Origin of the sequence: Burkholderia aenigmatica, from assembly GCF_048627025.1 — a bacterium.
GTDB classification, from domain to species: Bacteria; Pseudomonadota; Gammaproteobacteria; order Burkholderiales; family Burkholderiaceae; genus Burkholderia; species Burkholderia aenigmatica.
In genome coordinates this window covers 2,860,208-2,874,107 of record NZ_CP184468.1, presented here as the reverse complement: position 1 = coordinate 2,874,107, position 13,900 = coordinate 2,860,208, and the positions used below count along the sequence as shown (strand labels likewise).

The 13,900-nt window shown below is 65.8% G+C and carries 16 protein-coding genes; 11 read left to right on the top strand and 5 right to left on the bottom strand.

The window, feature by feature from the left end; translation table 11 throughout:
• The 7 genes from ispH to ACN8ZM_RS13455 all read left to right on the top strand — a co-directional run bounded on the left by ispH (nucleotide 1) and on the right by ACN8ZM_RS13455 (nucleotide 6,740).
• Entirely contained in the window at nucleotides 1–981 is a 981-nt protein-coding gene (gene ispH, locus ACN8ZM_RS13485) for a 4-hydroxy-3-methylbut-2-enyl diphosphate reductase (protein WP_011352949.1), read from the top strand.
• 203 nt (nucleotides 982–1,184) lie between these two features.
• On the top strand, nucleotides 1,185–1,928 hold the full coding sequence (locus ACN8ZM_RS13480; RefSeq protein WP_420210124.1) for an amino acid-binding protein: 744 nt from the start codon (nucleotides 1,185–1,187) through the stop codon (nucleotides 1,926–1,928).
• A 211-nt stretch (nucleotides 1,929–2,139) separates the two neighbouring features.
• Nucleotides 2,140–3,090 (top strand): branched-chain amino acid ABC transporter permease, encoded by a 951-nt coding sequence (locus tag ACN8ZM_RS13475; protein WP_006488946.1) that lies wholly within the window; start codon nucleotides 2,140–2,142, stop codon nucleotides 3,088–3,090.
• Between the two features lie 18 nt (nucleotides 3,091–3,108).
• On the top strand, nucleotides 3,109–4,278 hold the full coding sequence (locus tag ACN8ZM_RS13470; protein ID WP_043189949.1) for an ABC transporter permease subunit: 1,170 nt from the start codon (nucleotides 3,109–3,111) through the stop codon (nucleotides 4,276–4,278).
• A gap of 24 nt (nucleotides 4,279–4,302) precedes the next feature.
• Nucleotides 4,303–5,079: an ABC transporter ATP-binding protein gene (locus tag ACN8ZM_RS13465; RefSeq protein ID WP_043187587.1), complete on the top strand. Its 777-nt coding sequence runs from the start codon at nucleotides 4,303–4,305 to the stop codon at nucleotides 5,077–5,079.
• On the top strand, nucleotides 5,079–5,795 hold the full coding sequence (locus ACN8ZM_RS13460; RefSeq protein WP_043189946.1) for an ABC transporter ATP-binding protein: 717 nt from the start codon (nucleotides 5,079–5,081) through the stop codon (nucleotides 5,793–5,795). Before ACN8ZM_RS13465 ends, ACN8ZM_RS13460 begins: the two co-directional genes overlap by 1 nt.
• Nucleotides 5,796–6,068: 273 nt before the next feature.
• The gene (locus ACN8ZM_RS13455) at nucleotides 6,069–6,740 is read left to right on the top strand and encodes a DUF2278 family protein (RefSeq protein ID WP_089451143.1); all 672 of its coding nucleotides are present in this window, start codon (nucleotides 6,069–6,071) and stop codon (nucleotides 6,738–6,740) included.
• Nucleotides 6,741–6,764: 24 nt separating this feature from the next.
• Here ACN8ZM_RS13455 and ACN8ZM_RS13450 read toward each other — a convergent pair whose 3' ends face one another.
• The 3 genes from ACN8ZM_RS13450 to ACN8ZM_RS13440 all read right to left on the bottom strand — a co-directional run bounded on the left by ACN8ZM_RS13450 (nucleotide 6,765) and on the right by ACN8ZM_RS13440 (nucleotide 9,743).
• Nucleotides 6,765–7,220 (bottom strand): GNAT family acetyltransferase, encoded by a 456-nt coding sequence (locus ACN8ZM_RS13450; RefSeq protein ID WP_043189939.1) that lies wholly within the window; start codon nucleotides 7,218–7,220, stop codon nucleotides 6,765–6,767.
• A gap of 13 nt (nucleotides 7,221–7,233) precedes the next feature.
• Complete coding sequence (locus tag ACN8ZM_RS13445) at nucleotides 7,234–8,418, bottom strand: acetylornithine transaminase (protein ID WP_043189935.1); 1,185 nt, start codon at nucleotides 8,416–8,418, stop codon at nucleotides 7,234–7,236.
• A gap of 293 nt (nucleotides 8,419–8,711) precedes the next feature.
• Nucleotides 8,712–9,743 (bottom strand): CDP-6-deoxy-delta-3,4-glucoseen reductase, encoded by a 1,032-nt coding sequence (locus ACN8ZM_RS13440; RefSeq protein ID WP_043189932.1) that lies wholly within the window; start codon nucleotides 9,741–9,743, stop codon nucleotides 8,712–8,714.
• A gap of 107 nt (nucleotides 9,744–9,850) precedes the next feature.
• Between ACN8ZM_RS13440 and ACN8ZM_RS13435 the strand changes: the two genes are divergently transcribed.
• Nucleotides 9,851–10,888: an NAD-dependent epimerase/dehydratase family protein gene (locus ACN8ZM_RS13435; RefSeq protein ID WP_301767479.1), complete on the top strand. Its 1,038-nt coding sequence runs from the start codon at nucleotides 9,851–9,853 to the stop codon at nucleotides 10,886–10,888.
• Here the strand turns inward: ACN8ZM_RS13435 and ACN8ZM_RS13430 are convergent.
• Nucleotides 10,871–11,056: a hypothetical protein gene (locus ACN8ZM_RS13430; protein ID WP_043189927.1), complete on the bottom strand. Its 186-nt coding sequence runs from the start codon at nucleotides 11,054–11,056 to the stop codon at nucleotides 10,871–10,873. The genes ACN8ZM_RS13435 and ACN8ZM_RS13430 overlap by 18 nt on opposite strands.
• A 108-nt stretch (nucleotides 11,057–11,164) precedes the next feature.
• Nucleotides 11,165–11,881 (bottom strand): pseudouridine synthase, encoded by a 717-nt coding sequence (locus tag ACN8ZM_RS13425; protein WP_420210123.1) that lies wholly within the window; start codon nucleotides 11,879–11,881, stop codon nucleotides 11,165–11,167.
• Nucleotides 11,882–11,995: 114 nt separating this feature from the next.
• Between ACN8ZM_RS13425 and copC the strand changes: the two genes are divergently transcribed.
• The 3 genes from copC to ACN8ZM_RS13410 all read left to right on the top strand — a co-directional run bounded on the left by copC (nucleotide 11,996) and on the right by ACN8ZM_RS13410 (nucleotide 13,887).
• Complete coding sequence (gene copC, locus ACN8ZM_RS13420) at nucleotides 11,996–12,370, top strand: copper homeostasis periplasmic binding protein CopC (RefSeq protein ID WP_205821859.1); 375 nt, start codon at nucleotides 11,996–11,998, stop codon at nucleotides 12,368–12,370.
• A 63-nt stretch (nucleotides 12,371–12,433) separates the two neighbouring features.
• Nucleotides 12,434–12,934, top strand: coding sequence for a DinB family protein (locus ACN8ZM_RS13415; RefSeq protein WP_301767482.1), 501 nt, complete (start codon nucleotides 12,434–12,436; stop codon nucleotides 12,932–12,934).
• Between the two features lie 179 nt (nucleotides 12,935–13,113).
• A complete protein-coding gene (locus ACN8ZM_RS13410; protein WP_039368119.1) occupies nucleotides 13,114–13,887 on the top strand; it encodes an SDR family oxidoreductase in 774 nt (257 codons plus the stop codon).
• Nucleotides 13,888–13,900 lie beyond the last annotated feature (13 nt).

The window sequence follows — 13,900 nt, the reverse complement described above, 5'->3', positions numbered from 1 at the left end:
ATGAGCACCACCGATACGCTGTCCGGGCAGACCGTCGCAGCCGATGCCGAAATCCTGCTGGCCCAGCCGCGCGGTTTCTGCGCGGGTGTCGATCGCGCGATCGAGATCGTCGAACGTGCCATCGCGATGCACGGTGCGCCGATCTACGTTCGTCACGAGATCGTCCACAACAAATACGTGGTCGAGGATCTGAAGAAGAAAGGCGCGATCTTCGTCGAGGAACTCGAGGAAGTGCCGGCCGGCAATACCGTGATCTTCAGCGCGCATGGTGTGTCGAAGGCGGTGCGCGACGAGGCGGACGTGCGCGGGTTGCGCATTTACGACGCAACCTGCCCGCTCGTCACGAAGGTGCACGTCGAGGTGGCGAAGATGCGCCAGGACGGCGTCGACATCGTCATGATCGGACACAAGGGGCATCCGGAGGTCGAGGGCACGATGGGGCAGGTCGAGCGCGGCATGCATCTCGTCGAGAGCGTGGAGGACGTGCAGAAGCTCGAACTCGCCGATCCCGAGCGCATCGCGCTCGTCACGCAGACGACGCTGTCCGTCGACGACGCAGCCGAGATCATCGGGGCGCTGAAGGCCAAGTATCCGAAGATCCGCGAGCCGAAGAAGCAGGACATCTGCTACGCGACGCAGAACCGTCAGGATGCGGTGAAGTTCATGGCGCCGCAGTGCGATGTCGTGATCGTCGTCGGCAGCCCGAACAGCTCGAATTCGAGCCGCCTGCGCGAAGTGGCCGAGAAGCGCGGTGTGGACGCATACATGGTCGATGCGCCCGACCAGATCGATCCGGCATGGGTCGCGGGCAAGCGCCGCATCGGCGTGACGGCCGGCGCGTCGGCGCCCGAAGTGCTCGCCCAGGCCGTGATCGCGCGGCTGCGTGAACTCGGCGTGCGCAACGTTCGCGCGCTCGACGGCATCGAGGAAAACGTGTCGTTTCCGCTGCCGCGCGGGTTGAACCTGCCGCCCGCCGCCTGATTGCCGCATCGCACCCGCGGAACACCGAAGCGCGCCTCCCGGCGCGCTTTTTTTTGCCTGTCGAAATTGCAATCGCAACCATTATTCGGATTAATGGTGCAACCGGGTTGCTCTTCGCGCTTCCAAGCGTCTCTCAAATTTGGTTGCAATGCAGGAAAACCCCATCGAATCAGGATTATTGGCGTCCTATAAATGGAGTTACAATGCGCCCGTTTTCAGGCCTGAATGGCTTTGAAATCGGGTTTTGGCAAGGCGCGGGAGACCATTCAATGCACGTGAAGTTGGCTTACGCCGTGTCCGTCGCCGCACCGGTTGCAATGCTTGCCGGCTGCAGCAAAAAGAGCGACGACGGGGCGGGCAGGGAGGCTGCGGTGTTCGCGGCACCGCCGGCCTGCGGCGTGCGCGTCGCCGGAACCGGTCGTGCGGCATCGTTCGCGTGCCGCAGCGCGCAATTGGGCAAGGACAAGGAAAACGGGGCACGTTTGGCGATCGAGGAAATCAACGCGCTTGGCCTGGCGAACGGCCAGGCAGCGGGCACGCAGGTTGCAACACCGCAAGCCGCCGGTCGTGGCGTGACAGCGACCGTGCGCGCCGATCGACGCAGGCCGGCCATGGTGCCCGGCAATGCGGGCAGCGTGCCGATGTCGCCGGTCCCCTTTCAATTCGATTCGACGAAACAGCGCGTTGCCGCGAGCAATGATGTCGCGACGCGCGGTCTGGTTCGTACGATGGATTCCGACGTAGTCCTGACGAATGTCGGGCGCGGCGTTCGCGGTGCCTTGCGAGGCGGCGCGGCACGGAATCTGATCTGCCCGGGTGCGGGGCTTGCCTCGCACCGGACGGAAAAAGGCACGGATGCCGGGCAACCGGACGATGGCCGTCTCGGCATGCTGCCCTACGACTTCAAGGAGGCCACGAACACCGTCCTCGATGTCGTGACGATTTAGCGACGGGACTCATGACGGCACCGGAACAGTGCGGTGCCGTTTTTGTATCCGCTCCGGCGGCAGGTCCGGCCGTACAGGCCGGGCGGCGCGCGCCGGGACGATCCACCCTTACCGGTATCGACTAGTACCCGCAGTGTCGCCGAGAAGGCGCGATTCCTCGCTTACCCGCGGGGCGCAACGTCCTCCGGCAGCACGGGCCAAGGAGCTTTAAATGGATATTTTCGTCCAGCAGGTTCTCAACGGGCTGGTGCTCGGCAGTGTCTACGCCATCATCGCGTTGGGCTACACGATGGTGTACGGCATTCTCGGCATCATCAACTTCGCGCATGGCGACGTGCTGATGATCGGCGCGATGGTCGCCCTGTCGGCCATCACCGTGCTGCAGAACCACTTCCCCGGACTCGGCAACGTTGCGACGCTGACGATCGGCCTGGGTATCGCCGCAGTCGTCTGTGCGTTCGTCGGCTTCACGATCGAACGGGTCGCATACCGGCCGCTGCGTCGCGCACCGCGCCTCGCCCCGCTGATCACCGCGATCGGCGTGTCGATCCTGCTGCAGACCGCCGCGATGATCATCTGGTCGCGCAACCCGCTGCCGTTCCCGCAATTGCTGCCGACCGATCCGATCAACGTGATCAAGGCGACCGACACGACGCCCGGCGCCGTGATCTCGGTCACTGAAATCGTGATCATCGCGGTGGCGTTCATCGTGATGGGTGGCCTGCTGCTGCTCGTGCACAAGACCAAGCTCGGCCGCGCGATGCGCGCGATCGCCGAAAGCCCGAACACCGCGAGCCTGATGGGCGTGAACCCGAACTTCGTGATCTCCGCGACGTTCATGATCGGCTCCGCGCTCGCCGCGCTGGCCGGCGTGATGATCGCGTCCGAATACGGCAACGTGCACTTCTACATGGGCTTCATCCCCGGCATGAAGGCATTCACGGCCGCGGTGCTGGGCGGGATCGGCAACCTCGGCGGCGCGATGGTCGGCGGCGTGCTGCTCGGCCTGATCGAGCAGCTCGGGGCCGGTTACATCGGTAACCTCACGGGTGGCGTATTCGGCAGTAACTACCAGGACGTGTTCGCCTTCATCGTGCTGATCATCGTGCTGGTGTTCCGTCCGTCCGGCCTGCTGGGCGAACGTGTCGCGGATCGCGCGTAACGGAAGGGAGCAAACAACATGACATCCATTCAACCGATCGAATCCTCGACGTCGCTCGTCGAAGAGCGCAACACCACCAAGACGGTCATCATCGGCATCCTGACCGCGGTCTTCGTGATCGCCGCGCCGATCATCATCGGCTCGGCCGGCGGCAACTACTGGGTCCGCGTGCTCGACTTCGCGATGCTGTACGTGATGCTCGCGCTGGGCCTGAACGTGGTGGTCGGCTTCGCCGGCCTGCTCGACCTGGGCTACATCGCGTTCTACGCGGTGGGCGCGTACACCGCGGCCTTGTTGAGTTCGCCGCACCTGACCTCGCAGTTCGAGTGGATCGCGGCGCTGGCGCCGAACGGATTGCACATTCCGTTCTTCATCATCGTGCCGATCGCGATGGCGCTCGCGGCGACCTTCGGGATCCTGCTCGGCGCGCCGACGCTGCGCCTGCGCGGCGACTACCTGGCGATCGTGACGCTCGGCTTCGGTGAAATCGTCCGGATCTTCATGAACAACCTCGACCGTCCGGTGAACATCACCAACGGCCCGAAGGGGATCACGGGGATCGACCCGGTGCACATCGGCGACTTCAGCCTCGCGCAGACGCACTCGCTGTTCGGGATCCAGCTGCCGTCGGTCTACATGTACTACTACCTGTTCGTGCTGTGCTCGCTGCTGGTGATCTGGGTGTGTACGCGTCTGCAGCACTCGCGTATCGGCCGCGCCTGGGCGGCGATTCGCGAAGACGAAATCGCGGCGAAGGCGATGGGCATCAACACGCGTAACGTGAAGCTGCTCGCGTTCGCGATGGGCGCGTCGTTCGGCGGCCTGTCGGGTGCGATGTTCGGTTCGTTCCAGGGCTTCGTGTCGCCGGAATCGTTCACGTTCTGGGAATCGATCGTCGTGCTCGCCTGCGTGGTGCTCGGCGGCATGGGCCACATCCCGGGCGTGATCCTCGGTGCGGTGCTGCTCGCGATCTTCCCGGAATTCCTGCGCTCGACGATGAGCCCGCTGCAGCACGCGCTGTTCGGTCATGACATCGTCGATACGGAAGTGATCCGCCAGGCGTTGTACGGCCTCGCGATGGTGGTCATCATGCTGTATCGCTCGGAAGGCCTGTGGCCCGCGCCGAAGCATGAGGACAAAATCGCGAAACTGGCGAAGCGCGCCAGCAAGAAGCCGGTGCGCGCTTAACCTACGGACACTGGGGATACACACATGAGCGACAAACAAATCCGACTGTCCGTCAAAGGCGTGAACAAGCGCTTCGGTGGCCTGCAGGCACTGTCCGACGTCGGCCTCCAGATCAAGGAAGGCGAGATCTACGGGCTGATCGGCCCGAACGGCGCCGGCAAGACGACGTTCTTCAACGTGATCACGGGCCTTTACACGCCGGACTCCGGCGAGTTCAAGCTCGACGGCACGGAATACAAGCCGACCGCGGTGCATCAGGTCGCGAAGACGGGCATCGCGCGCACGTTCCAGAACATCCGCCTGTTCGGCGGGATGACGGCCCTCGAGAACGTGATGGTGGGCCGCCACGTGCGTACCAAGCACGGGCTGCTGGGCGCGGTGTTCCAGACGCCGGCCGAACGCCAGGAAGAGCGCGAGATCAAGGAACGCGCGATCGAACTGCTTGAATACGTCGGCGTGCTGCAGTACGCGGACTACACGTCGCGCAACCTGTCGTACGGCCACCAGCGCCGTCTCGAGATCGCGCGCGCACTGGCCACCGACCCGAAGCTGCTCGCGCTCGACGAGCCGGCGGCCGGGATGAACGCGACCGAGAAGGTCGAACTCACGCGCCTGCTCGACAAGATCCGCTCGGACGGCCGCACGATTCTCCTGATCGAGCACGACGTGAAGCTCGTGATGGGGCTGTGCAACCGGATGACGGTGCTCGATTACGGCAAGGTGATCGCCGAGGGTCTGCCGCAGGACGTGCAGAAGAATCCGAAGGTGATTGAGGCATATCTTGGCGCAGGGGTGCACTGATGGCAGCGGCAATGTTGAAAATCAAGGGCTTGCAGGTCAACTACGGCGGCATCCAGGCCGTCAAGGGCGTTGACATGGAAGTCCGTCAGGGCGAGCTCGTGACGCTGATCGGCGCGAACGGTGCCGGCAAGACCACGACGATGAAGGCGATCACGGGTCTCAAGGCGTATTCGGCGGGCGACATCGAGTATGACGGCAAGTCGATCAAGGGCATTCCGACGCACGAGCTGCTCAAGCGCGGCCTCGCGATGGTGCCGGAAGGCCGCGGGATCTTCGCGCGGATGTCGATCGTCGAGAACATGCAGATGGGCGCATACCTGCGCAACGACACCGAGCAGATCAAGAAGGACGTCGACCGGATGTTCGGCTTCTTCCCGCGCCTGAAGGAGCGTGCAACGCAGCTCGCGGGCACGCTGTCGGGCGGCGAGCAGCAGATGCTGGCGATGTCGCGCGCAATCCTGTCGAAGCCGAAGCTGCTGCTGCTCGACGAGCCGTCGATGGGCCTGTCGCCGATCATGGTCGAGAAGATCTTCGAAGTGGTGCGTGAAATCTCGAAGGAGGGCATCACGGTGCTGCTGGTCGAGCAGAACGCACGCCTCGCGCTGCAGGCAGCCGACCGCGGCTACGTGATGGATTCGGGCACGGTCACGATGGAAGGCGATGCGAAGCAGATGCTCGACGATCCGAAGGTGCGTGCCGCGTACCTGGGTGAATGAGTGAGTGAATGAGCGGGCCCGGTGGCGCGCGACGGCAGATGCCGGGCGCGTCTCACACGGGCTTTCGAAAGGCTGTCACGGAATGCCGTGACAGCCTTTTTTTTCGTGTCACGCGATTCGGGTCGAACTTGTGCGGGCGGACGCGACTCCATTCGATTGTTGCGCCGCACCCGCGGCGCGGGAACGATGGGGTGGCCGCCCGCAGCCGGTCGCCCGCAAACCGACACACGGGCCGGGTAGCATCGACGGCCCATCGGGACACGGAGAGCACGCATGAGTCTGGACTACGGTTTCGTCAAGGCGAAGGTGACATCGGTGGCGAAGCTGAAGGGCTCGCCGCACGGCAGCGAAATCCAGTATCACATCCACCTGACGCTCGCGTTGCCGGGCGGCAACTGGGACGTCGCGATCAACGTCGGCACCAGTGACGCGGACGACCTGCTGAACTACAAGCTCGTCTACGATTTCCACCACCCGATCACGCAGACGCTCGCAGCTGCGGCCGAAGGCTATACGGACCTGACGGGGCAGGCCGCGTTGCCCGCGCTCGACTACATGCGCAGCGACATCCTGAACGAAACGGGGGCGTGGCGCCCGAGCGCCGTGATGGACGGTACCGAGAATCAGGAGCCGATTCCGTCGCTGCTGCGGCTCGTGAACGCCGCGCAGTCGCAGGGGCTCGACGTCGTCGTGTTCGGCCGCTCGTATTCGGAAGGCAACGGCATCCACGACACGCACATGAACCAGGGGTCGACCGGCGCGAACTACCTGCACCGTGCGGGCGACGACCACAACGACCACAACGACATCTGGCAGGACGGTGCGCTGATCGTGCGCGTGAGCGACACGCAGTGGGCCGCGTATTTCGCCGCGTTCGAGCAGCAGGCCGTGCCGACCGACGCGCTCGGCAATCCGCTGCCGGGCGCGGGGCCGATCACGCGCTGAGCGGGCTGGCTGCCGGCCTTTGCTTCATGCGGCCGGTAGCGTCTTGCCGAACGAGATGCGTTCCTCGACGCGATAGCCGAGTGCCGCGTAGAAGCGGCACGCGTCGTCGTTGCCGGGCAGCACCTGCAGGTTGATCTTCAGGCAGCCGCGCGCGGCGAGCGCGCGTTCCGCATGCGCGATCAGTGCGCGGCCGATGCCGAGCCGCCGCGCGTCGTTCGATACGCCGAACGAGTAGAGCCAGCCGCGATGTCCGTCGAAACCTGCCATCAGCGTGCCGACCACGCGCGCGCCGCAGGTCGCGACGAAGAACAGTTCCGGCTGCGTCGCGAGCTTCAGCGCGATCGATCGCAGCGGATCGCGGTGCGGCGGCGCGTCCGCGTCTTCGTACTGCGGGAACGCGTCGCGCCATACCGCGAGCACGGCATCGGTGTCGGCGCGTTCGAACGGGCGGATTGCGACAGCATCGGCGGCGGCATCCATCGCGGCGGTCTCCTTAGAGCGTGTCGAGAATCGACCGCAGCATCGCCATCATCTGGTCGATTTCGTCGGTCGTCACGTTCAGTGCGGGCATGAAGCGCAGCAGGTTCGGCCGCGCGGCGTTCAACAGCAGGCCGTCGGGCTGCATGTCGCGCGCCTTCTCGACGATCTGCGGGCCGATGTCCTTGCCGAGCAGCAGCGCGCGCAGCAGACCTTCGCCGCGTTCGCCTTCGAAGCCGCGCTCTTCCGACAGCTCGAGCAGCTTGCGCTTCAGGTATTCGCTGCGCTCACGCACGCCTTCGAGGAAGCCCGGCGCGACGAGCTGCGAGATCACCGAGTAGCCGACCGCCGTCATCAGCGGGTTGCCGTTGTACGTGCCGCCCTGGTCGCCGGCCTCGAACACCGCAAACTCGGCCTTCGACAGCAGCGCGCCGAGCGGAGCGCCGCCGCCGATGCCTTTCGCGAGCGTCATGACATCCGGCTCGATGCCGGACAGCTCGTACGCGAACAGCGTGCCTGCACGGCCGCAGCCGCTTTGCACTTCGTCGACGATCAGCAGCAGGTTGTGCTGCTTCGTCAGCGCGCGCAGCGCCTGCATGAACTCACGCGTCGCCGGAATCACGCCGCCTTCGCCCTGGATCGGCTCGAGCATCACCGCGACGGTCTTGTCGGTGATCAGCTTCTCGACCGAGTTGATGTCGTTCAGTTCGGCCTTCGGGAAGCCCGGCACCTGCGGCGCGTAGATCGTGTCCCAGCCCGGCTTGCCGCTGGCCGACATCGTCGCGAGCGTGCGGCCGTGGAAGCTGTGGTCGAACGTGATGATCTCGTACGCGCCGTTCTTGAACTTGCGGCCCCACTTGCGTGCGAGCTTGATCGCGCCTTCGTTCGCTTCCGCGCCGCTGTTCGTGAAGAACACCTTGTCGAACACGCTGTGCTGCGTGAGCAGGCCCGCGAGCTTCGCCATCGGTTCGTTGTAGAACGCGGGCGACGGGTTCAGCAGCTTTTCCGCCTGCGTCTTCAGTGCTTCGACGATGCCGTCGTTGCAATGGCCGAGGCTGTTGACGGCCCAGCCCTGGATGAAGTCCAGATAGCGCTTGCCGGTGTGATCGTAGAGCCACGAACCCTTGCCGTGCGTAAACACGATGTCGGGGCGGTTCGTGATGTACATCAGCGAGTCGATCGGATAATCGTTCAGGGGCATGGCAGCAGACTCCAGCGGACGTTGAAAGGGAAACAGGCAATAAAAAAGCCACGGAAGGCCGTGGCTGGTGGGTCGAACAGCTTGTGCGTAACCGGTGAAGCAGTGCGGGGGTTACGCGCGAGTCCGTGACGAGCCTGCGGCATCCGGGCGGAGCGGCGAGCGGCGACGTCGAAGGGCGGACAGGAAGCAGTTCATGTGCGCAAGCATAAGGCATCCCGCGCCTCACTGTAAACCGCCGCGATGCCACGGATGTGACATCGCGGCGCGCAGCGCCGTACGCGGGTGCGCGGGCCTTAGACCGGATGCGCGAGATCGGCGGCGCTCGTGAACGAGTCCGCGTAGAACTCGTCGGCCGGCAGCGCGTGGTGCTGCGTGAAGTCGCGCTGCGCGGATTCGACCATCACCGGCGCGCCGCATGCGTACACCTGGTGGGCCGACAGATCGGGCAGGTCCTCGATCACCGCGCGATGGACGAAGCCCGTGCGGCCCGTCCACTGATCGCCGGCGTCCGGCTCGGAGAGCACCGGCACGTACTTGAAGTTCGGGATCTCGCGTGCCCACTGCTCGGCCAGCTCGTCGAGATAGATGTCCTTCTTGCGGCGCGCGCCCCAGTAGAGCGTCATCGGGCGCGTGATGCCCGTGTGCTTCACGTGCTCGATGATCGCCTTGATCGGCGCGAAGCCCGTGCCCGATGCGAGCAGCACGATCGGCTTGTCGGAATCTTCACGCAGGAAGAACGTGCCGAGCGGGCCTTCGAAGCGCAGGATGTCGCGCTCCTTCATCGCGCCGAACACGTGGTCGGTGAACTTGCCGCCCGGCATGTGACGGATGTGCAGCTCGATCGGGCCTTCCTCGTGCGGCGCATTCGCCATCGAGTAGCTGCGGCGCGAGCCGTCCTTCAGGATGAACTCGACGTACTGGCCGGCGAGATACTGCAGGCGTTCGTTGGCGGGCAGCTGCAGCTTCACGACCATCACGTCGTCGGCCTTGCGTTCGAGCGCGGCGATCCGGCACGGCAGCTTCTTGACCTGCACGCCGTCGACGCCGGCGATTTCGCGCACGTCGATCTCGAGATCGCACTGCGCCTTCGAGCAGCACAGCAGCGCGAGACCGCGCGTGCGTTCGTCGTTGGACAGTGCCGACGCGGCGTGCGGGCCCTGTTCGATCTGGCCCGACACGATCTGGCCCTTGCAGGAGCCGCACGCGCCGTTCTTGCAGCCGTACGGCAGATGGACGTTCTGGCGCAGCGCAGCCGCCAGCACGGTTTCATCCGACTCGACCTGGAATTGCCGGCCGCTTTGCTTGAGAGTGACGTTGAATGCCATAGAACCAAACTAGAACAAAATGTGGGGACCGTGCATATCGCGCACGGCAGCTACAATGCAAGCCCGTTGCGCGTCGCGCAACGGTGGCTACTGATTTCGCAACCAACATGATCGCGACTCGAATCCTGCGCCGGCCGCGCGCACTGATCGTCGGCTGCGGCGACGTCGGCATGCGCTGCGTCGCGCAATGGCGCGACACGCACCGCAACCTGCGGATCTTCGCGCTGACGAGCCACCCGGCCCGCCGCGACGAACTGCGCGCTGCGGGCGCGACGCCGATCGTCGGCGACCTCGATCGCCGCGCGACGCTCGGCCGCCTCGCGGGTCTGGCCCGCACGATCCTGCATCTCGCGCCGCCGCAGTCCGACGGCCGCGACGATCGGCGCACGCGTGCGCTGATCGCCGCAACGACCGTGCCTGCGCGACGGCCACCGGTGCCGCCGGCACCGGCGGTCGGCCGGCTCCGAACGCTGCGCACCGCTACCCGACAGGCCGGCGCGCCCGTTCGGGCAGCGCGTATTGTACCCGACGGCCTTCGTGCGCCGAGGCTCGTCTACGCCAGTACGACGGGCGTTTACGGCGACTGCGGCGGCGCACGCATCGACGAAACGCATCCGCTGCGCCCCGCGAATCCGCGTGCATTCCGGCGCGTGTCGGCCGAGCGGCAACTGCGCGCGGCGACGGTGCGCGGCGTGCTGTCCGCGCGCATCGTGCGCATTCCGGGCATCTACGCGGCGAACCGTCTGCCGGTCGCGCGGCTCGAGCGCGGCACGCCGGCGCTCGAGCCGGCCGACGACGTCTACACGAACCACATCCACGCGGACGATCTCGCGGCGATCCTGCGCCGTGCGGCCGAACGCGGCAAGCCGGCGCGCGCCGTGCACGCGTCGGACGACAGCGAACTGCGGATGGGGGAGTATTTCGACCGGGTCGCGCAGGTGCTCGGCTTGCCGAAGCCGCCACGCGTCAGCCGCGCGGATGCCGAGCGTCAGCTCGAACCGACGCTGCTGTCGTTCATGCGCGAGTCGCGGCGCCTGTCCAACGCACGGCTCAAGGCCGAATTGTGCGTGACGTTGCGCTATCCGACCGTAGACGATTTCCTTCAAACGCTTGCGCCGGGCAGCGCGTCAGGTGAGCGCCGGTAACGCCTCGATCAGCAGGAAGCACAGCAGCGCGCCGATCAGCGCGCCAATCAGGTTCGGATGATATTTGTGCTTCATGTGCATCGCGGCCAGCAGCCCGCCGATCACGATGACACCAATGACCGCGAACGCGATCATCACGTACGACAGTTCGAAACTATGGCTGTTCATGATGTCTCCCCCTGCATCGCTGTTCTCTTACAGCTTGTGATTTCAGTATAGCGGGGGAACATGCGGCCGAGATGCGGCCGGGCGTCGAACGGTCGTGCGGATTTTCCCTTACAGGGTTTTGACCGGATTGCGTAATGCTGAAAGGTCGGCGTCATCGAGCCAGCGCCACGCACCCGGTGCGAGATCGTCCGGCAGCGTGAAGCCGCCGATGCTTTCGCGATGCAGCGCTTCGACGCGATTGCTCGCCGCCGCGACCATGCGCTTGACCTGGTGATACTTGCCTTCGAGGACGGTCAGCGCGAGTGCGTGCGTGTCGCGCGCGTCGGCTGCGACCGCCGCGATCGGCTTCGGCTCGCCGTGCAGCTGCACGCCGGTGCGCAGCGTGTTCAACTGCGTGTCGTCGAGCGGGTGGCGCACGGTCGCCACGTAGGTCTTCGGCACCTTGCGCTTCGGCGACGTGTACGCGTGCACGAACTGGCCGTCGTCGGACAGCAGCAGCAGGCCCGTCGTGTCCTGGTCGAGGCGTCCGACGCACTGCACGCCACGCGCGACGAGCGGCGCGGGCAGCAGGCTGAACACGCTCGCGTGGTGTTGCGGATCGCGCGAACACTCGTAGCCGGCCGGCTTGTTGAGCGCGAGATACGCGTGCGCGTGGAACGGCCACGCCGTATCGTCGACCGAGAACACGAGGCCGTCGGTATCGAACGCGGCGTCGGGGTCGGTCGCGCTGGCGCCCGCCACGGTGACGCGGCCCGCTTCGATCAGGCCGCGGCACTGGCGGCGCGAGCCGAAGCCCTGAGTGTAGAGAATGCTTTCGAGATCCATAGCGCGCGCATTCTATCAAGCGGCGGCGCGCGACCGGCAGGAACGCGCATGCGCTGGTAAGCTGCCGGTACGCCGCGCGGGGCGCGGCGCCCGTTCATTCTTCACGGAAAGTCCATGCCTTTCGCTTCGTATCCGTTCGGCCGCAAGGCTGCTGCCTTCATCCTCGCCGCGACCGTTTCGTCGGTCGCGTTCGCGCACGCGCACCTCGCGAAGAGCGACCCGGCGGCGGGCGCGGCGGTGGATGCCGCACCGGCCGCCGTCACGATCGACTTCACTGAGCCGCTGGAGCCGGCGTTCAGTTCGATCGTCGTTGTCGCTGGCGACGGCAAGACGGTGTCGGACGGCCGAGCGCGCATCGACGCGTCGAACCGCAAGCGGATGACGGTGCCGCTCACGGCGGTCGGCACGGGCACCTATACGGTGAAATGGGTGGCCGTCGCGACCGACGGACACCGCACGCAGGGCGCGTACGGCTTCAGCGTGAAGTGACGCAACGGTGGCGGCAGGCCCGTGCCAGGGCTGCCGCCGCCTCTATCCGACTGGGAGTCCCGCATGAATCCGACGACGCTCGATGCACTCGCCGATTTCCCCCGTCTGCTCGAAGCCCATTTCGCGGCCGTCCCCGACGGCTATGCGCGCTGGACGCCCGACGACTGGGCCGGGATTCCGAGCGAGCACTTTTCGCCGCTCGGGCAGCTCTGCCACGTGCGCGACATCGAGATCGACGGCTATCACGTGCGGCTGCGGCGGATGCTCGACGAGGATCGGCCGCTGCTCGTGTCGATCGATGGCGACACGCTCGCGATCGAGCGCCGCTACAACGACGCGTATGCGTCCGACGTGCTCGCGGCGATCCGCGAAGCGCGGCGCGAGACGCTGGACCTCGTGTCGCGCCTCACGCCGGAACAGCTCGCACGCACCGGGGAGTTCGACGGCTACGGTTCGCTGACCGTGCGCGGGCTCGTCCACTACCTGTGCAGCCACGATCAGCAGCATCTGGCCGGCATGCAGTGGCTGCTCGGCAAGATCGACGCGGCGCTCTACGCGCGCTGAGCCGGCCGGCTTGCGCGGAATCGAGCGCAGATTCCGGCTCGGTTGTCGGTGCGGCAGGCTGCACTGCGTCGATGCGATTGGATCGCTTTTCTGGATAATCCATCCAGCCGCGGCCGGCTGACCGGCGCGTCGCGCGTGCCTACACTCCAAGCTTCGTTCAACGAGAAAAGGAGTCAACCGTGGCAACTCATACGCTCGCAGACAAGGTCGTCCTGATCGCAGGCGGCGCAAAGAATCTCGGTGGCTTGATCGCGCGGGATCTGGCGAGCCACGGCGCGAAGGCGGTGGCGATTCATTACAACAGCGCCGCATCGCAGGCGCAGGCCGAGGAGACGGCTGCCGCGGTGCGCGCGGCCGGCGCGGAAGCCGCCACGTTCCAGGGCGACCTGACGACGGCCGCCGCGGTCGAGAAGCTGTTCGACGACGCGAAGCAGCGCTTCGGCAAGATCGACATCGCGATCAACACGGTCGGCAAGGTGCTGAAGAAGCCGTTCACCGAGATCAGCGAGGCCGAGTACGACGAGATGTTCGCGGTCAACAGCAAGTCGGCGTTCTTTTTCATCAAGGAAGCGGGGCGGCACCTCGAAGATCACGGCAAGCTCGTCACGCTCGTGACGTCGCTGCTCGGCGCGTTCACGCCGTTCTATGCGGCGTACGAAGGGTCGAAGGCGCCGGTCGAGCATTTCACGCGCGCGGCGTCGAAGGAATACGGCGCGCGCGGGATCTCGGTGACGGCCGTCGGGCCGGGCCCGATGGACACGCCGTTCTTTTACCCGGCCGAGGGCGCCGATGCGGTCGCGTATCACAAGACGGCGGCCGCGCTGTCGCCGTTCAGCAAGACGGGCCTCACCGACATCGAGGACGTCGTACCGTTCATCCGCCATCTCGTCACCGACGGCTGGTGGATCACGGGTCAGACGATCCTGATCAACGGCGGTTATACGACCAAGTAACCGACCCGGCAAC